The 17,193-nt window shown below is 64.1% G+C and carries 21 protein-coding genes and 1 pseudogene; 6 read left to right on the top strand and 16 right to left on the bottom strand.

The window, feature by feature from the left end:
* The 11 genes and pseudogenes from DH10_RS31200 to DH10_RS31150 form a co-directional block, all read right to left on the bottom strand.
* Positions 1–696: pseudogene (locus tag DH10_RS31200) on the bottom strand (two-component sensor histidine kinase); the annotation flags it as partial.
* Between the two features lie 129 nt (positions 697–825).
* Positions 826–1,500, bottom strand: coding sequence for a response regulator transcription factor (locus DH10_RS31195; protein ID WP_192249064.1), 675 nt, complete (start codon positions 1,498–1,500; stop codon positions 826–828).
* 408 nt (positions 1,501–1,908) lie between these two features.
* The gene (locus DH10_RS31190) at positions 1,909–3,453 is read right to left on the bottom strand and encodes a Do family serine endopeptidase (protein WP_192249060.1); all 1,545 of its coding nucleotides are present in this window, start codon (positions 3,451–3,453) and stop codon (positions 1,909–1,911) included.
* A gap of 132 nt (positions 3,454–3,585) precedes the next feature.
* Positions 3,586–4,053: a cytochrome c-type biogenesis protein gene (locus tag DH10_RS31185; protein WP_192249057.1), complete on the bottom strand. Its 468-nt coding sequence runs from the start codon at positions 4,051–4,053 to the stop codon at positions 3,586–3,588.
* Entirely contained in the window at positions 4,050–6,035 is a 1,986-nt protein-coding gene (locus DH10_RS31180; protein ID WP_192385700.1) for a heme lyase CcmF/NrfE family subunit, read from the bottom strand. Before DH10_RS31180 ends, DH10_RS31185 begins: the two co-directional genes overlap by 4 nt.
* Before the next feature lie 64 nt (positions 6,036–6,099).
* On the bottom strand, positions 6,100–6,543 hold the full coding sequence (gene ccmE, locus DH10_RS31175; protein ID WP_192249051.1) for a cytochrome c maturation protein CcmE: 444 nt from the start codon (positions 6,541–6,543) through the stop codon (positions 6,100–6,102).
* A 3-nt stretch (positions 6,544–6,546) separates the two neighbouring features.
* The gene (ccmI, locus tag DH10_RS31170) at positions 6,547–7,683 is read right to left on the bottom strand and encodes a c-type cytochrome biogenesis protein CcmI (protein WP_192385699.1); all 1,137 of its coding nucleotides are present in this window, start codon (positions 7,681–7,683) and stop codon (positions 6,547–6,549) included.
* A gap of 118 nt (positions 7,684–7,801) precedes the next feature.
* The gene (locus DH10_RS31165; protein ID WP_192249046.1) at positions 7,802–8,239 is read right to left on the bottom strand and encodes a hypothetical protein; all 438 of its coding nucleotides are present in this window, start codon (positions 8,237–8,239) and stop codon (positions 7,802–7,804) included.
* 146 nt (positions 8,240–8,385) lie between these two features.
* The gene (locus DH10_RS31160) at positions 8,386–9,774 is read right to left on the bottom strand and encodes an ATP-binding protein (protein WP_192249044.1); all 1,389 of its coding nucleotides are present in this window, start codon (positions 9,772–9,774) and stop codon (positions 8,386–8,388) included.
* Positions 9,775–9,796: 22 nt separating this feature from the next.
* On the bottom strand, positions 9,797–10,462 hold the full coding sequence (locus DH10_RS31155; RefSeq protein WP_041002188.1) for a response regulator transcription factor: 666 nt from the start codon (positions 10,460–10,462) through the stop codon (positions 9,797–9,799).
* 63 nt (positions 10,463–10,525) lie between these two features.
* Positions 10,526–10,825, bottom strand: a complete 300-nt coding sequence (locus tag DH10_RS31150; protein WP_192249042.1) for a hypothetical protein — start codon at positions 10,823–10,825, stop codon at positions 10,526–10,528.
* 220 nt (positions 10,826–11,045) lie between these two features.
* Between DH10_RS31150 and DH10_RS31145 the strand changes: the two genes are divergently transcribed.
* The gene (locus DH10_RS31145) at positions 11,046–11,432 is read left to right on the top strand and encodes an ester cyclase (RefSeq protein ID WP_192249040.1); all 387 of its coding nucleotides are present in this window, start codon (positions 11,046–11,048) and stop codon (positions 11,430–11,432) included.
* Positions 11,433–11,446: 14 nt separating this feature from the next.
* Here the strand turns inward: DH10_RS31145 and DH10_RS31140 are convergent, their stop codons facing one another.
* Positions 11,447–11,854 (bottom strand): DUF3168 domain-containing protein, encoded by a 408-nt coding sequence (locus tag DH10_RS31140; RefSeq protein WP_192249038.1) that lies wholly within the window; start codon positions 11,852–11,854, stop codon positions 11,447–11,449.
* A gap of 137 nt (positions 11,855–11,991) precedes the next feature.
* Positions 11,992–12,723: a LysR family transcriptional regulator gene (locus tag DH10_RS31135; RefSeq protein WP_192249036.1), complete on the bottom strand. Its 732-nt coding sequence runs from the start codon at positions 12,721–12,723 to the stop codon at positions 11,992–11,994.
* On the opposite strand from DH10_RS31135, the gene DH10_RS31130 reads away from it, so the two are divergent.
* Entirely contained in the window at positions 12,703–12,960 is a 258-nt protein-coding gene (locus tag DH10_RS31130) for an NAD(P)H-binding protein (RefSeq protein ID WP_192249034.1), read from the top strand. The genes DH10_RS31135 and DH10_RS31130 overlap by 21 nt on opposite strands.
* Positions 12,961–13,021: 61 nt before the next feature.
* Here the strand turns inward: DH10_RS31130 and DH10_RS31125 are convergent, their stop codons facing one another.
* A complete protein-coding gene (locus DH10_RS31125; RefSeq protein WP_027164842.1) occupies positions 13,022–13,288 on the bottom strand; it encodes a DUF1488 family protein in 267 nt (88 codons plus the stop codon).
* Positions 13,285–13,548, bottom strand: coding sequence for a hypothetical protein (locus tag DH10_RS31120; RefSeq protein ID WP_192249032.1), 264 nt, complete (start codon positions 13,546–13,548; stop codon positions 13,285–13,287). The genes DH10_RS31125 and DH10_RS31120 overlap by 4 nt, the downstream gene beginning before the upstream one ends.
* A 250-nt stretch (positions 13,549–13,798) precedes the next feature.
* Between DH10_RS31120 and DH10_RS31115 the strand changes: the two genes are divergently transcribed.
* The 4 genes from DH10_RS31115 to DH10_RS31100 all read left to right on the top strand — a co-directional run bounded on the left by DH10_RS31115 (position 13,799) and on the right by DH10_RS31100 (position 16,634).
* Positions 13,799–14,113 (top strand): co-chaperone GroES, encoded by a 315-nt coding sequence (locus DH10_RS31115; RefSeq protein ID WP_192249022.1) that lies wholly within the window; start codon positions 13,799–13,801, stop codon positions 14,111–14,113.
* 149 nt (positions 14,114–14,262) lie between these two features.
* Positions 14,263–15,888: a chaperonin GroEL gene (gene groL / locus DH10_RS31110; protein WP_192249019.1), complete on the top strand. Its 1,626-nt coding sequence runs from the start codon at positions 14,263–14,265 to the stop codon at positions 15,886–15,888.
* An 89-nt stretch (positions 15,889–15,977) separates the two neighbouring features.
* Positions 15,978–16,367 (top strand): hypothetical protein, encoded by a 390-nt coding sequence (locus DH10_RS31105; RefSeq protein ID WP_192249016.1) that lies wholly within the window; start codon positions 15,978–15,980, stop codon positions 16,365–16,367.
* Between the two features lie 102 nt (positions 16,368–16,469).
* A complete protein-coding gene (locus tag DH10_RS31100) occupies positions 16,470–16,634 on the top strand; it encodes a hypothetical protein (RefSeq protein WP_192249013.1) in 165 nt (54 codons plus the stop codon).
* A gap of 15 nt (positions 16,635–16,649) precedes the next feature.
* Here DH10_RS31100 and DH10_RS31095 read toward each other — a convergent pair.
* The coding region (locus DH10_RS31095) for a trimethylamine methyltransferase family protein (RefSeq protein WP_192385698.1) at positions 16,650–17,193 on the bottom strand (544 nt) is incomplete at its 5' end.

The raw sequence follows: 17,193 nt of genomic DNA, 5'->3' as shown, positions 1-17,193 counted from the left end.
CCCGCCGAGGTCGCCGCCCATGATGCGGCGGCTCGCGTCGGACACGCTGTCGATGCGCTTCAGCGCGGCGCGCCCGACAAAGAACCAGATCAAGAGCCCGCCGAGGCCCATCATGCCCAAGGCCAGCATCAGCGAACGGCGGATGACCGCGCGGAAGCGTTCGGGCTCGCCAAGGTCACGGCCGACCAGCATGATCATCTGGTTGGGGAGTCTCAGCACCAGTGCGATAGCGTTGTGGCCTTTCTCGCCCTCTGCCTGCGCACTGCCGGCACCGGACGACGGCGCGGTCTGGTCTCCGCCGCGCAACCGGTCGAGCTCGCCCTCGCCGAAGCGCTGGTAGGAAAACGGCTCCGTCGTCCAGCCCTCGGTCTCGATGACCCCCGGCTCGAGGCTCTGCACGTTGCCGGTCAGGATCTGGCCGTTGGCGTCGGCGATGAGGTAGAGATTGGCGCCGGGCTGGCGGGAACGGGCCTCGACGACGCGCACCAGCACCGGCAGGCCGCCGCGCTGATAGGCTTGGGCCAGGCCGAGCACCTCGTCGTTGATGGTCTCCTGGGTCTGCGCCGTCAGCATGCGCGCCGACAACGACGTCATGTAGAAGACCAGCAGCACGGCGCAGAGAGCGAAAAGCAGAAGATAAAGCGCCGAGAGCCGGGCCGCCGTCGTCTTCATGATGGCCGGCAGGGAAAGAGCCATTTGCTCCTAGATCAGGATGACGATTGGTTGAATCGTCATCCTGATCTAACTCCTTGTTGTAGCATGATCTTTTCCGAAAACCGGTTCCCACTTTTTGCTTTCGCTGACCTTCGGTTCGGGATCAATCCTCTAGCCGCCCTTCAGCATGTAGCCGGCGCCGCGGATCGTGTGCAGGATCGGCTTGTCGAAGCCCTTCTCGATTTTGCCGCGCAGCCGAGAGACGTGGACGTCGATGACGTTGGTCTGCGGATCGAAATGATAGTCCCAGACATTTTCCAGCAGCATGGTGCGCGTCACCACCTGGCCGGCGTGGCGCATGAGATATTCGAGCAGGCGGAACTCGCGCGGCTGCAGCGTGATCTCGCGGCCGGCGCGCTTGATCGAATGGGAAAGACGGTCAAGCTCGAGATCGCCGACACGGTAGACGGTCTCGGATTCCCGGGCGCTGGCGCGGCGGTTGAGGACCTCGACGCGGGCGAGCAGTTCGGAAAAAGCGTAGGGCTTGGTCAGATAATCGTCACCGCCGGCGCGTAGGCCGGTGACGCGGTCGTCGACCTCGCCCAACGCCGACAGGATCAGCACCGGCGTGGTGTTGCCGCGCGAGCGGAGCGCTGCGATCACCGACAGGCCGTCGCGGCGCGGCATCATGCGGTCGACCACCATCACGTCATAGTCGCCGGCATCGGCGAGCGCGAAGCCGGTCTCGCCATCGCCGGCGACATGGGCGGTATGGCCCGCCTCGGCGAAGGCCTTCTTAAGGTAATCCGCTGCCTCGCGATCGTCTTCCATGACGAGAATCTTCATGGAGCCCTTATACGCGATTTCACCGGAAGATTGAGGGGCAGCCATTCCACTTACCCTTGCATTTGCCAGCCGCGTGTCGTGATCCCAAAAACCGGCACCACTTTTGGGCGACATGCGTTTTTGCTCGCATGCCGCGATCCCAAAACCGGTGGCCACTTTTGGGCGACATGCCGGTAAAGCGGCAGCGGGTGATGGGAAACCCGCTGCCGCCAGGAGCGAAACACGGTGACTGACTGACGTGCTCGGCCCCATGTTTTCCCGGCGGCGGCTCGGGGGTGTTGAAACAGCCGCAAGGAAAAGTCGCCAGAGCAATTCCAGGAAAAGTGTGAAACGGTTTTCCGTCCGGAATTGCGTCAAAAAGCTAGAGCGGTCCGGCGTTTCCGTGAAACGATGAACCGCTCTGTCGGATCAGCCCTTGCCGACCGGCAGAGCGACGAAGCGGTTCGAGTCGTCGCGCGTGATCTGCATCAGCACGGCCTTGCGGCCCGACTTGGCGGCGTCCGTCATAGCCTTGGAGACGTCGTCGGTAGTGTTCACCTCATTCGAATTGATCGAGGTGATAACGTCGCCGGGCTGGATGCCGCGGTCGGCCGCATCGCTGTCCGGATCGACATCGGTGACGACCAGGCCCTTGCCGTTTTCCGACTTGGTGACGGTGAGGCCGAGATCGGCAAGCGTATCGGCCTTGGCCGGGGCCGCCTGCTTGTTGCTGTCGTCGTTCGAGGCCTGCTTGTCGCTCGAAGGCAGCGTGCCGAGATCGACCTTGACCGTCTCGTTCTTGCCGTTGCGCCATACGGTGACGTCGACCGACTTGCCCGGCGCATAAGCGCCGATCATGCGGGCGAGTTCCTTCGGCGAGGCGACATCCTTGCCGTCGACCTGGGTGATGACATCGCCGGCCGTGATGCCCGCTTTCTTGCCGGGACCGGCGTCCTGCGCGCTCGAAACCAACGCGCCCTTGTCCGACTTCAGGCCGAGCGACTCGGCGATGTCGGAGGTGACCGGCTGGATCTCGACGCCGAGCCAGCCGCGCTGGACGGAGCCGTTCTTCATCAGGTCTTCGACGACCTGCCTGGCGGTCGAGGCCGGAATGTCGAAGGCGATGCCGACGCTGCCGCCCGACGGCGAGAAGATGGCGGTGTTGATACCGATCACCTGGCCGTTGAGGTTGAAGGTCGGGCCGCCCGAATTGCCGCGGTTGACGGAGGCGTCGATCTGGATGAAGTCGTCATAGGGTCCGGCGCCGATGTCGCGGCCGCGGGCCGAGACGATGCCCGCGGTGACGGTGCCGCCGAGGCCGAACGGGTTGCCGACGGCCACCACCCAGTCGCCGATGCGGATCTTGGAGTCGTCGGCGAAGTCGACATAGGTGAACTTGTTGCCGTCGACCTTCAACACGGCGAGGTCGGTGCGCGGATCGGTGCCGATCAGCTTGGCGTCGAGTTCCTTGCCGTCGTTGGTGACAACGGTGAAGTCCGAGCCTTCCGAAACGACGTGGTTGTTGGTGACGAGGTAGCCGTCCTCGGAAATGAAGAAGCCCGAGCCTTGAGCGACAGGGCGCGGCTCGCCATTGCCGTGGTTGCGGTGGTTGAACTGGCGCGGGCCGAACTGACCGCCGCCCTGGTCGCCGAAGCCACGGAACTCCTTGAAGAAGCGGCGCAGCTGCGGATTGTCGGGCAGGTTGTCGAAGCCGTCCTGATCGTCGGAGCCGTCATCGGCCGTCGGCTGGATCTTGGCCTTGACCCTGACGCTGACGACCGCCGGCGAGACGTGTTCGACGACATCGGCGAAGCTCGGGACCTGCGGGGCCTCGACGCGCACCGCATCGGCCAGCACGGGAGCAGTGCCGGTTGCGAGCGCACCAACGCCGAGCGCACCGACGACGGCCAGGGAAGCAACGGCGGCCATCAGGCGCTTGCGTGTGCCGGAATATGAATTGGGGGCAATATTCATGGGTTTCGTATCCTCTTTGGAAGGGATGCGCTCAGGCGACGCATCCTCGGGCAAGAGGATTAGAGAGCCGCACATTACGGCGCCATTTCCGGTACATGAAAATTTTGTAATGTTTGGCCACCGGAGGGCGGCTCAGTCCCGATGCAACATCTTGTCCAGCGCGGCCTGTTCCTCGGCGCTCAGGGCACCGTCCGGCGTCGGGCGCCGCGAGCGGGCGCTGAGCACGATGAAGATGCCGCCTGCGATCAGCAGAAGCGCCGGCGTGCCCCACAGAAGCGCGTTGCGCAGGCTGAAGCGCGGCTTCAAGAGCACGAACTCGCCATAGCGCGAGACGATATAGTCCATCACCTGCTGGTCGGTGTCGCCCGCGACAAGGCGCTGGCGCACGAGGATACGTAGGTCGCGTGCAAGGTCGGCATCGGATTCGTCAATCGACTGGTTCTGGCAGACCATGCAGCGCAGGCCTTCGGAAAGCGCGCGTGCCCTCGCCTCCAGCGCCGGATCGGACAGCACCTCGTCGGGCTTCACCGCCTGCGCTGCGCCGGCGAAGACCAGGGCCAGTAGGAGAAGCAGCGAAGCGAGCGAAAACTTCGCTTTCATGTCGAGCTCATTGACGCGGCGGCGGCCAGTTTGCGCCGTCTTGCGGGCGCGCCGACGCGCAGGCGGCGATCGAGCAGCGACAAGGCGGCGCCCACCATCATCACCAGGCCGCCGCCCCAGATCAGCGTCACCAGCGGCTTCCACCAAAGGCGCACGACGACGGAACCGTCATTGCCCTCGTCGCCGAGCGACAGATAGAGCTGGCTCAAGCCCAGCGTCCTGATGCCGGACTCGGTCGTCACCGTCTGCCGCACCGGATAGAAGCGCTTCGCGGAAGTGATCTCGCCGTCGGCATTGCCATCTGAGATTAAAAGGAAGTGGCCGCGATCCTCGGTGAAGTTCGGGCCTTTCTGCGGGTAGAGACCCTCGAAGCGCAGCGTATGGCCGGAGAGTTCCACCGTCTCGCCGGGGCGCATGGTGAGAATCTTCTCGGTGCCGAACGACAGCGTGCCGACGATGCCAAGCAAGGTGAGCCCAAGACCAAGATGGGCAAGCGCGGTGCCGAAGACCGAGCGCGGCAGGCCGGCGAAGCGCCGCAGCATGACAGCGGGCGCCACCGAGCCGATACCTGACTTGACGGCAAGGTCGGTAAGCGCGCCGGCGACAAGCCATGCGGCGAGGCCGACGCCAAGCGCGGCGAAGACCGAGGCGCCGTCGATGAACAGGCCGGTGGTGAGCATCGCGGCAAGCGCCAACGCGAGGGCCGCCATCAGGCGCTGGGAAGCGGCGAAGATGTCGCCACGCTTCCAGGCCAGCAGCGGACCAAAGGGCACGATGGCCAGCAGCGGCAGCATCAGCGGGCCGAAAGTCAGGTCGAAGAAAGGCGCACCGACCGAGATCTTGCCGCCGGTGAGCGCTTCGAGCGCAAGCGGGTAGAGCGTGCCGACCAGCACCGTCGCGGTAGCTGTGGTCAAGAATAGGTTGTTGAGGACCAGCGCGCCTTCGCGCGAGATCGGGTGGAACAGGCCACCGGCGGTCAGCGTGGAGGCACGCAGCGCAAACAGCGCCAACGAGCCGCCGATGAACAGCGTCAGGATGCAGAGGATGAAGACGCCGCGCGCCGGGTCGGTGGCGAAGGCGTGGACCGACGTGAGCACGCCGGAGCGCACCAGGAAGGTGCCGAGCAGCGACAGCGAGAAGGTGAGGATCGCAAGCAGCAGCGTCCAGATCTTCAGCGCCGAACGCTTTTCCATGACGATCGCCGAATGGAGGAGCGCGGTACCCGCAAGCCAGGGCATGAAGGAGGCGTTCTCGACCGGGTCCCAGAACCAGAAGCCGCCCCAGCCGAGTTCGTAATAGGCCCAGTAGGAACCCATGGCGATGCCGCCGGTCAAAAACATCCAGGCGACCAGCGTCCAGGGCCGCACCCAGCGTGCCCAGGAGGCGTCGATGCGGCCTTCGATGAGTGCCGCGACCGAGAAGGAGAAGCAGATCGAGAAGCCGACATAGCCGAGATAGAGCAGCGGCGGATGAACGGCGAGGCCGAGATCCTGCAGGATCGGGTTCAAGTCGCGGCCCTCGATCGGGGCCGGGTTCATCCGGATGAAGGGGTTGGAAGTCGCCAGGATGAACAGGAAGAAGGCGGCGCCGATCATGCCCTGCACGGCAAGGACATTGGCCTTGAGCGTCGCCGGCAGGTTCGAGCCGAAAACGGCGACGAGCGCGCCGAAGAAGGTCAGGATCAGCACCCAGAGCAGCATCGAGCCTTCGTGGTTCCCCCAGGTGCCGGTGATCTTGTAGATCATCGGCTGCAAGGAATGCGAGTTCTCCCAGACGCTCGCCACCGAGAAGTCGGAGCCGGCATAGGCGGTGGCGAGCGCGGCGAAAGAGAGCGCTGTGAGCGCAAAGCCGGTGACCGCGACCGGACCGCCGACCGCCATCAGCCGCCGGTTGCCGGTGCGGGCGCCGACGAGCGGCACCAGCATCTGCACCAGCGACAGCGCGAAGGCGAGGACGAGCGCGAAATGTCCGGTCTCAACCAAGTTTATTCACCTGCTTTTCGCAGGTTCTTGTCGCAAAACCGCGAGGCATTTTTGCGGAACCTGCTCATTCACTCTTGCTTTCCTGCCAGACGCCCTTGGCCTTCAGGCCGTCGGCGACTTCCTTCGGCATATAGCGCTCGTCATGCTTTGCGAGCACGCTGTCGGCGACGAAGACGCCGTCCGGCCCGAACGCACCCTCGGTGATCACGCCCTGCTCCTCGCGGAAGAGATCAGGCAGGATGCCAGTATAGCTGACTTTGACCGACTTCTGCTTGTCGGTGACCGAGAAGGCGACGGCGGCGCCCTGCCCGCGCACGATGGTGCCTTTCTCGACCAGGCCGCCGAGACGGATGCGCTGTCCAGGCTCAACGGTTGCGGCAGCAAGATCGGCCGGCATGTAGAAATAGGAGGCCTTCTGGCCGAGCGCGTAGAAGGTGAGCCCGGCAGCGGCGCCGAGGAAGGCCAGCCCCGCCAGGATCACCGACAATCGCTTCTGCTTGCGCGTCATCTCCTACTCCGTCGCCGTCACGCCGAGCGAGGCGGCAAAGGCGGTGAATTTCTTGGCTTGCTCGCTGTCGGCGCCGAAGGCGGCAACAGCGCGGCCGAGCGCGCCGCGCGCCTGGCCGGCCTTGCCGAGCACGACATAGGAACGAATGAGCCGCATCCATCCTTCCTCGTCGCGCGGATTTTGCTTCAGCCTGTCGTCGAGGCCGGCGACCATGGTCTCGATCATCGCCTGCCGGTCCTGCGGCGACATCTGCTGCGCCGCCTCGACCTGATCGGCATCCGGGCCGGCGGCCGGCTTGCCTGCCGTAACCGGCGGCTCGGCCGTATCGGCGAGCGCCTGCTGGACGGCGCTGCGCCAGGGCGAATCCGGCGCAAGCTGGCCGAGCATCTTCCGCCAGGCAGCCGCGGCTTCCGTCTTCCTGCCTTCCTGGGCGAGGCCCATCGCCAGATAGAAGCTTGCCTTGGCGTTGGCGGGGTCGAGCTTCAAGGCCGCGTCGAAGGCGCCTTGAGCCTCGGCCGTGACGATGCCGCCGGCGGCATTGGCGATCGCCTCGCCAAGGCCGGCCTGCCGGACGGCACTGTCGCCGTCTAGCCGGATGGCGTTGCGATAGGCGGTTATCGCATCAGGGAAGCGCTGCAAGCGCAGATAGACCGGCGCCAGCACGTCCCAGCCCTTGCCGTCGGACGGATTGGCGGCAAGATGCGCCTCGGCGCGGGCGACCAGCTCGTCAACCGAGGAATCGGCCGGGTTCTTGGCAAGCCGCTCAGTCAGAGGCTGCGAGGGCAAATCCGGCGAACCGAGCGCGCCGTAAAGCCCCCAACTCACCAGCGGCACCAGCAGCACGGCGGCGGTGGCGACCAGCCTTGCGGTGCGCGAGGAGCGCGGCGCTTCCTTGCCAAGCTGGCTTCCCGCGCCGAGACGCAGGATGCGGCGGCCGATCTCGGCGCGCGCTTCCTCGGCCTCGTTCGGCTGGATCAGGCCGCGCGCCATGTCGCGGTCGAGCTCGGAAAGCTGGTCGCGATAGACTTCGAGGTCGTGATCGCCGGCTGCCGACGCGCCTTTCGTGCCGCCGGCCAGCGGCAGAAGCACCGCAAGGCTGGCGCCCAGCGTAAGGATTGCGGCTATGACCCAGAACAGCATGGCTATTCCAATAACGGCAGAGCCCCGCCCTGCCAACACGACCTTCGTGCGACGCTTTGACGGCAGATGCGCCGTCTGACCTTGATCAATATCAAAATCGCGCCGACCGTTGTCTGACTTAGGTCAGCGGCGTCCAGCTGCCATCGGCATTGCGGCAGGCGGTGCCGCGCGCCGTGACCCCCGTGCCGCTCGTATAGACGGTGTGGGTGTACTGGCGGCAGTCCTGCGAGCCGACCCGATAGGGCTGGGCGGCAACGACCTCGCCATAATGGGTCGAGCTGTCGCCCTTCCACGTCACCTTCTGGCCGCTGGCGTTATATTCCAGCGCCTTGTATTCCGCCTCGAGGCCCTTGCGCTTTTCGGCGTCGCTCAGACCCGAACCGATGGAGCCGCCGACGAGACCGCCATTCATGGCCGCGACGATGCTGGTTCCGACCTTGCCAGCGGTCGGCGGCGTAGCGACGGGCGTGACCGGAGAGGTTGGACCGCCCCTGCCCAGTGTCGTGCAGCCCGATACGGCCATCAGGGCGGAAACAAGCGCGACGCGAATCTTCATGCCAGCAACCAGTTCTCTTGAGCGAAGTGGACTTCTTGGGCGAAATGAACTGGGAGCCGCGCCGTCGGAGAGGACGGCAAGCCCATAGTGTTGATATTTGTCGGAAATTTGGCCGCAGCCAGCTGCACGCAAATCGATAAAAAACATTATTGAAGGCTCCGCAATCTCACCACCGCCCTCAAGCCGCCCATGCCTGACCGTTCCAGCGCCAGGGCGCCTCCATACTCGTTGACGAGGTCGGCGACAATGGCCAATCCGAGCCCCGTTCCCGGCTTCGTTTCGTCTAACCTTTTGCCACGCTTCAACACCTCCCGCGCGCTGTCCTCGGGAATGCCGGGGCCGTCATCCTCTATAACGATTTCGAACAGGTTGGCGCTTCCCGCAACGGTGGCAACCGAGACGGCGACGGCGCCCTTCGCCCATTTCATGGCATTGTCGAGCAGATTGCCGAGCAATTCCTCCAGATCCTCGCGCTCGCCGGCAAAGACGATCTCGGCGGGCGGCGGCGACAGCGAAAGCTTCGTCCGCGGGTTGAGCTTCTGCAGCACGCGCACCATCCGCTCGACCAATGGCTTCACCGGCGTGCGGAAGACGACGCTGTCGCGCTGGGCCGCAACGCGGGCGCGCTGCAGATAATGGTCCACCTGCTTCTGCATCGAGGCGGCCTGCTCGGCGATGAGCTGGCCCTTGGCGCCGCCGAGCGCGCGGCCCTCGTTGATCAAGACGGCAAGCGGCGTCTTCAGCGAATGGGCGAGGTTGCCGACCTGAGTGCGCGAGCGCTCGACGATGCGCCTGTTGTTCTCGATCAGCGCGTTGGTCTCGTTGGCCAAGGGCTCGATCTCGGCGGGGAAGCGCCCGTCGAGCCGCTGCGCCGTGCCCTCGCGCACCATGGCGAGCGCATCGCGCACCCGGCGCAAGGGCTGCAGGCCGAGCAGGATGGCGATGGCGTTGATGGCGATCATGCCGACGCCGAACAGCGACAGATAGGTGAGCAGCCGGCGCTGGAAGCTGGCGATCTCCTGCTCCAGTTCGCTGTGGTTGCCCATGACGCGGAACCGCGCGGCGCGGTTCTTGGCATCGAGCACGAACTCGCTCTCGAATACTTCGAGCTCCTCGCCCTTGATGCCTTCGGTCGAGTAGCTGCGCTGGAAATTCGCGTTGAAGGGAACCTCGGCGACGCTTGGCGACAGGATCGAGGTCGTCATCGAGGAGGAATGGATCTCGCCGTGGACGCCTTCGGATGCCGGCTCCACCGACCAGTACCAGCCGGAATTCGGTTCGGAGAAGCGCAGGTCTCCCAGGTCGGGCGAGCCAGTGAGCGCGCCGCTGTCGGAAATGCCGACGGAGCCGATCAGGTTGAACAGATGTGCCGAAAGCAGGCTGTCGAAGCCACGCTCGCTGGCCTGGCGGTAGAGCGTGGCGATGAGGGTGAAGATGACGACGAGCGTCAGGATCGCCCAGACCGTCGAAAAGGCGATGACGCGGAAGGTCAGCGAGCGCGGCCAGGGCCGCAGCCTTGAAAGCCACGTTCTCATCGTCGGCTTCAGCGGTTCCGCGTCACGCCTCCGGCTCTCGCATACGATAGCCCATGCCACGCACGGTTTCGATCATGTCGATGCCCATCTTCTTGCGAAGCCGCCCGACAAACACTTCGATGGTGTTGGAATCGCGGTCGAAATCCTGATCGTAGAGATGTTCGACCAATTCGGTGCGCGACACCACCTCGCCCATATGGTGCATCAGATAGGCGAGCAGCCGGAACTCATGCGAGGTGAGCTTCAGCGGCACGCCGTTGACGTCCGCCTTGGAGGCCTTGGTGTCGAGCCTGAGCGGACCGCAGGTGAGCTCGGACGAGGCGTGGCCGGCGGCGCGGCGGATCAGCGCCCTCACCCTGGCCAGCACCTCCTCGATGTGGAACGGCTTGGTGACATAGTCGTCGGCACCGGCGTCAATGCCCGCCACCTTGTCGCTCCAGCGGTCGCGCGCGGTCAGGATCAGCACGGGCATTTTGCGCCCGCCGCGGCGCCAGCGCTCGACGACGCTGATGCCGTCCATCTGCGGCAGGCCGATGTCGAGGACGACGGCGTCGTAAGGCTCGGTGTCGCCGAGGAAATGCCCCTCCTCGCCATCATAGGCGCGGTCGACGACATAGCCGGCGTCGACCAGCGCATCCGCCAGCTGCCGGTTGAGATCCTTGTCATCCTCGACGACGAGCACACGCATGGATTGAAGCCTGTTGTTGGGTAGAGGTATAGGCCGATTCCGCGGGCCAGGGAAACGATGGGCTCAGTTCAGCGGCACCACGATCTCGGAACGGCGCGGACGCTGGCCCTCCTTGCCCGGCACCAGCACGACGATGACGCAGACTTGCTGTCCGCCGCGGGTCGCCTGCGAGGCCTTGGCGAGCGTGCCGCCATTCTGCGCGGCGACCTGCTGGCCGATCGCGTAGCAATCGCTGGCGGCAAGCACGATCGGCTCATCGGCCGACGGCTCGATGGCCGGCACGGCGATCGCCTGCGACGCGAAAAGGCCGGCTGCCGCAAGCGTCAGCGTCGCGGCGCGGATATGGGAGCGGAACGTTTTCATGATCACGGTTCTAACGCATCTGTGCTGAACGTGAAATGAACGGTGAACGGCCGAAAATCCATGCCCGCCATGGCCCCATAGTATTTTGTTCTTGCTGCCGTGGCCCCTCAGGCCAGGCGCTGAATTCATAGCCGGAAAAGCACCGGCGCGGCTACGGTTTTCGCGCGCGCGATTGTGCTCTAGTTAGCGCCCGTAAAGAGCGCGACCACGGGAGAATGCCATGACGCGTGAGGATCTTGCCGACCGCTACAAAGCCTACATCGCCTGCCTCAACGAACAGGACTGGGACAATCTCGGCTGCTTCGTCGGCGAGGAGGTGCAGTATAACGGCGAGACGATCGGGCTTTCGGGCTACCGCCGCATGCTGGAAGGCGATTTCGAGTCCATTCCCGATCTGCGTTTCAACATCGAACTTCTGGTATCGGAACCGCCACGCGTGGCGGCCCGCCTGCATTTCGACTGCAAGCCCAAGGGCGTGCTGTTCGGCCTGCCGGTGAACGGCAAGCGCGTCTCCTTCGCCGAGAACGTTTTTTATGAATTCCAGGACGGGCGGATATGTGAGGTCTGGTCGGTCATCGACAAGGCCGCCATCCAGGCTCAGCTTTAGGAAGTTGTGCTCCCTTAGGCACTTTCCTGCGTCAGCGCGCGAAAGCGCAGCAGCCCGTGATGGACTGCCAGGTCATCGTCATAGCGCGCCTCGGCGAATTCCAGCGAAAGACGCGTCTGGCCGCGCGGGCCGATCGAGAGCGCCGCGCCGTCGAGACGCGCCCTGATGCTGTCCATGATGAGCCGCGTCTCGGCCTCGCCTTGGGCCTTCGACCAGACATGCAGCGTGATGAGTTGGTCGTCGTTGTTGTCGGCGCCGGTGTCCAGGTTGAAGGCGCTGGTGCGGCCGTAGGTGACGTGCGGAAAAGCCGCCTTGTCGCTCGCCTGCTCGAGCAGGCCGGCGCCGCCCAGCAGCGCCGACAGGGACGCATCGGTCTTCAGTCGCAGGAACAAGGCTTGCATCAAATCGCCAGGCGCCGTCATCTCTCGTCTCCGTTCGCCTGACACGCCTTGAATACCATTTACGCCGGCAGTTTCGCGCGCACCGTAACCGCGTTGCGCTCACTTCGCCAGATCGGTGGGCGTGGTCCGGGAACCGCTTTCGGCAAGCCGGCGCGGCACTAGCCACCGATCAACGCCGCATGGTCCCTGACCACGGCGGTCACGAAGCGGATCACGGCGCGCACCGGCGCCTCATCACCGATCTCGCGGCGATAGACAAGCGAAACCGGGTGGCTGCCGAGAATATCAGGGGTGAGCCGCACCATACGCGGTTCCGGCTCGGCCAGCATGCAGGGCATCGCGGCCAGCCCGGCACCGCCCAGCGCCGCCGCCAGCATCTCGGTCATTTCTGCAACGCGAAACACAATCGTCGCGCCCTTGCCATAGGCTTCGACCCAGCGGGCGCCGGGTACGCCCGCAAGGCTGTCATGGAAGCCAATGATCTCGTGCCCGGACAGCCGGCGTGGATCGACCGGCAGGCGATCGAGATAGACCCTGGATGCGTAGAGCGACCACCCCGAGACGCAAAGCTTGCGCGCGACCAGCGTTTCATCGACCACGATCCCGATCCTGACCGCCAGGTCGGCCTCGCCATGCCGCAGATCGACGGGGCGGCTGCCGCTGGTCAAATCGAGGCCGATGCCGGGACAGGCCTTGCGGAAAGCCGCCATGCGCTCGGCAAAGAAGGGGCTGAAGCCGGTCGGCAGCGCCAGCCTGACGCGGCGCGTGCCCGAACGGGCCAAGGCCGTCATCGCCTCAATGGCGCGTTCCAAATCCTCGCAGAGCGGCAGCAGTCTCTGGCCCAGCGGCGTCACCTCGGCGGCATCATCGTGCCGCTCGTGCTGCGCCATCAAGTGGCGGATCACGAAGCAAAGGAAAGGCTCATCGCGCAGTCCGGCCTCAACTGGACGATCGTGCGGCCACCAAAGCTCGGCAACGGCCGCGCTACTGGCCGGTTCCGCCATGGCAATGGCATCAGGGCCAGATCGCTGCTGCCGACACTGGCGCGTGCCGACGTTGCAGCCTTCACGCTCGATCAGCTCAGCGACACGGCCTATTCGCGCAAAGCAGTTGCCCTGCTGCCTTGATGTTCACGACACCGTCGACAGCTGTGGCAGCGTGCGGCATCGAAAGACGCCACGGTCCCAATCAGCCGAAATCGGCGGCGGTCAGCACATATATGCTCTTGCGGGTGCGGGCATAGGCCTTGCTGGCGACGTCATGGATGGAGCCGGAAGCCGTGTCGAAGGCCGCCAGATAGGTTGCTTCGGCGGTCGCCGTTCCTGGCGGTGCATTGGAAATGGCATCCGCGGCGACAGAGAAGGAAATCTGGAACATGCCGTCATGGCCGACGAAGCGGATTCGTCTGCCAGCCTCGTCATAGCTGCGGCTTCGGTTGGGAAATGTAAGGCTCATGACTTTACCTCCGTTGAAGCGGCCTTCTTCACCGTCCGCGGTGCCCGCTTCTTTTTCGGTGCAGGGTTCAAGGCTTCTGCAACACGGTCGGCCTCTTCCTTGGCCAGCCGCAACTCCCTCAGCCTTGCCGTCTTGATGATCCTGGCCTTCGCCTCAGACAGGTACTCAGCCGTCGCCTTGTTTCGCTCCACAGTTTTCTTCTGCTTTTCCAAGAAGCGGGCTTCAGCTTTTTCCATGATGGTTTGACTGGCTTCGGCCATCGTCGAAATCTCCCTTTGCGGCTAGCGCTGCGAAAAATGAATTCACCTTTTAAGATAGTTATCCATAACGGAAATTTCAATTTTCGAAATATTTGGAGCTGTTCGGCTTTTTAAAAACCGATCCACAAAATAATCTTTTCAATATTTTCCATTGCCCATGGATAATTTTTGGCACTCCTATCTATCGAGTGCCAATGGGTCTATAAGAAGGGCAGCGGCCGCCTATGACGGCCCCCAGAAAGAAGCTCCCATGAAATTCTGGCCACTCCACGACCGCGTCGTCATTCGCCGCGCCGAAGGCAATACCAAATCCAAGGGCGGCATCATCATCCCTGACAATGCCAAGGAAAAACCGCAGGAAGGCGAAGTGATCGCTGTCGGCTCGGGCGCGCGAGACGAAAGCGGCACGCTGATCGTGCCCGATGTGAAAGCCGGAGACTTCATCCTGTTCGGCAAATGGTCGGGAACCGAGGTCAAGATCGACGGCGAGGACCTTCTGATTATGAAGGAGGCAGACATCCTGGGCATCATCGAGAAGACCGTGGCTGCCAAGAAGGCAGCCTGATCGGAGCGCCGCGCGTCTTCGGACGCGCGAACGACGCACCGAGTTTTGTATTGCGAGTCGTGCCCTTCCGAAAATCGATCCCGATTTTCGAGCGATGCTTTCAGGCGGCGCTGCGCGCCTTGCCTCAACCAACCGAACTGGAAAAAATCATGCCCGCCAAGGAAATCAAATTCTCCACCGATGCCCGCGACCGCATGCTGCGCGGCGTCGAACTCCTCAACAACGCCGTCAAGGTGACGCTCGGGCCCAAGGGCCGCAACGTCATCATCGACAAGGCCTATGGCGCGCCGCGCATTACCAAGGACGGTGTCACTGTCGCCAAGGAAATCGAACTCACCGACAAGTTCGAGAACATGGGCGCGCAGATGGTGCGTGAAGTGGCCTCGAAGACCAACGACCTTGCCGGTGACGGCACTACCACCGCCACGGTGCTGGCCGCTTCGATCCTGCGCGAAGGCGCCAAGCTCGTAGCCGCCGGCATGAACCCGATGGACCTCAAGCGGGGCATAGACCAGGCGGTTGCCGCCGTGGTCAAGGAGATCCAGGCGCGTGCCAAGAAGGTCAAGTCCTCGGCCGAGATCGCGCAGGTCGGCACCATCGCCGCCAATGGCGATGACACCGTCGGCGCCATGATCGCCAAGGCGATGGACAAAGTCGGCAATGACGGCGTCATCACCGTCGAAGAGGCCAAGACCGCAGACACCGAACTCGACGTTGTCGAGGGCATGCAGTTCGACCGCGGCTATCTCTCGCCCTATTTCGTCACCAACGCCGACAAGATGCGCGCCGAGCTGGAGGAGCCTTACGTCCTCATCCACGAAAAGAAGCTCGGCAATCTGCAGGCGCTGTTGCCGATCCTGGAAGCCGTCGTGCAAAGCGGCAGGCCGCTGCTGATCATCTCCGAGGACGTCGAGGGCGAGGCGCTGGCGACGCTGGTCGTCAACAAGCTGCGCGGCGGCCTCAAGGTCGCGGCCGTCAAGGCGCCAGGCTTCGGCGACCGCCGCAAGGCGATGCTGGAAGACATTGCAGTGCTCACCGCAGGCCAGATGATATCAGAGGATCTCGGCATCAAGCTGGAGAACGTCACCATCGACATGCTCGGCCGTGCCAAGCGCGTGCTGATCGACAAGGACACGACAACGATCGTCGACGGCGCCGGCAGCAAGGCCACCATCCAGGCGCGCATCGCCCAGATCAGGGGACAGATCGAGGAAACCACCTCCGACTACGACAAGGAAAAGCTGCAGGAGCGGCTGGCGAAACTTGCCGGCGGCGTTGCGGTCATCCGCGTCGGCGGCGCCACCGAGTCGGAAGTCAAGGAAAAGAAGGACCGCATCGACGATGCGCTGAACGCCACGCGTGCCGCTGTCGAAGAAGGCATTGTTCCAGGCGGTGGCGTAGCGCTGCTGCGCGCAAGGTCGGCTCTTGCCGGACTGACGGGCGCCAATGCCGATGTGACGGCCGGCATTTCGATTGTGCTCAGGGCACTCGAGGCGCCGATCCGCCAGATCGCCGAGAATTCCGGCGCCGAAGGCTCGATCGTCATCGGCAAGCTTTCCGACAGCAAGGACCACAATCAGGGTTTTGACGCACAGAACGAGATCTATGTCGATATGATCAAGGCTGGCATCGTCGATCCGGCAAAGGTAGTGCGGACGGCACTTCAGGACGCCTGTTCGATCGCCGCCCTGTTGATCACCGCCGAAGCCATGATCACCGACATTCCGGCCAAGGACGCAGCGCCTTCTCCCAGCGGCGGTGGCATGGGCTACTAACCAACTCCCCTGCCGGAAACAGCTCTGCAATGCCTGGCGCCGGCAAGCCGGGCGACTGATCCGAACACCAACCAAAAAGGAACTGTTCCATGGCCACACAAAGCAGCAAGCCATCTCTCGCGCGCCGATGGGAAGATTACCAGCCGGCCAAATCCACGCTTTTCTGGGCATGCGCGATGACCGTTGTCGCCACGCTGATCATCGGTTTCAACTGGGGCGGCTGGGTGACAGGCGGCACGTCGCGCTCGCTGGCGGCAACCGCGGGCGATGTGGCGCGCGGCGAGCTGGCCTCGGCCATCTGCGTCGATCGTTTCAACGCGGCGCCCGATGCTGCCGCCAAGCGTGTCGAGTTCAAGGCTCTGACCGACAGTTACAAGAAGCGGCAGTTCATTGAGACAGGCGGCTGGGCGACCATGCCCGGCAAGACCTCTGCCGACAGGTTGGGTGCCGAAAGCTGCGCGGTCGCCCTCGCCGCCTGAACATCGAGCTATCCGAAGCGCAAGACCTCTTCACGAGAGCCTGAAAGACAGCGGCCGGGGCATCCTCCCCGGCGCAGCCCAATGGCAAGGAGATCGCGACAAATGATCACGTTCGTGCCGAAGCCAAGTGCCGTGCCGGCAAGCGAACCAGCCGAGGAAAGCCGCTTCGATCGCATTCGCCGGCTTGCCGCGGAAAAGCACCAGAAAGCCGATGCCGGCACTATAGGCCAGGACCCGCAAACGGCAGGCGACAAGCGCCCGATGTAACGGGGCTTGTGCCGATCACGACACCGGCGGAGCACCACCCTCCTCAGTGCGGCGTGCGATGAATTCGTCGAGCACGCCGGCCGTGGCGGCAGCAGATGCAGGCGGCTGAAAATCGGAAAGAATCCGCTTCCAGATGCCGGTGGCACGCTCGGTGGCGGTCTTTGAGCCGGACTGCGTCCAGTTGCCGAAATTCGACCAGTCGGCCACCAGCGGTTCGTAGAAGGCGGTGCGGTAGCGCGTCATAGTGTGACCGGCCGAGAAGAAATGGCCGCCGGGCTGCACTTCGGCGATCGCTTCGTAACCGATGGCATCCGCGTCGCCCGGCGTCTTCGCGCAAAGCTCGGCGACCGTCTGCAGCGCCTCGATGTCGGTGATCAGCTTCTCGAAGGAGACGCTCAAGCCACCTTCCAGCCAGCCGGCGGCGTGGATGCAGACCGTGGCGCCGGCCAGCACCGAGCCCCAGAGCGCGAACTGCGTCTCATGCGCGGCCTGCGCGTCGGAAATATTGGCCGCGCTGCCGCCGCCGGAGCGCCAGGGCAGGCCAGTGAAGCGCGCGAGC

Source organism: Mesorhizobium silamurunense, from assembly GCF_014843825.1.
In the GTDB taxonomy this organism is placed as follows: Bacteria; Pseudomonadota; Alphaproteobacteria; order Rhizobiales; family Rhizobiaceae; genus Mesorhizobium; species Mesorhizobium silamurunense.
This window is presented reverse-complemented; position numbering and strand designations above follow the sequence as displayed.